The organism is Streptomyces hilarionis (assembly GCF_024539675.1).
Classification (GTDB): domain Bacteria; phylum Actinomycetota; class Actinomycetes; order Streptomycetales; family Streptomycetaceae; genus Streptomyces; species Streptomyces hilarionis.
Genome location: NZ_JAHHIT010000721.1, coordinates 1 through 272, shown reverse-complemented (window position 1 = coordinate 272; position 272 = coordinate 1). Strand labels below are relative to the sequence as shown.

Below are 272 nucleotides of genomic sequence, written 5' to 3'. Positions count from 1 at the left end.
CGAAGAACTGCAACTACCCTGGCAACCACCTCCTTAGGATTATAAGGTTTAACAACATAGTCATCTGCACCGTAACGAAGTGCCCCTAATTTTTCTGGCTCGTCACCAATCGCAGTCACCATAATTACCGGTGTGTTTCCCAAACGGCGAATGATTGAAAGAACTTCCGTACCACTAAGTTTAGGCAGCATCACATCCAGCAGGACCAAATCCGGTCTCCAACGGGCATGCATTTCTACACCGCGCTCGCCATCCTCGGCGATAGCCACTTC

General features: G+C 49.6%; 1 protein-coding gene. It reads right to left on the bottom strand.

Going from position 1 to position 272, the window contains the following annotated elements; translation table 11 throughout:
* Positions 1 to 272 (bottom strand): response regulator (locus KMS84_RS40130; protein WP_256921591.1); only part of this gene is annotated, 272 nt, incomplete at both ends.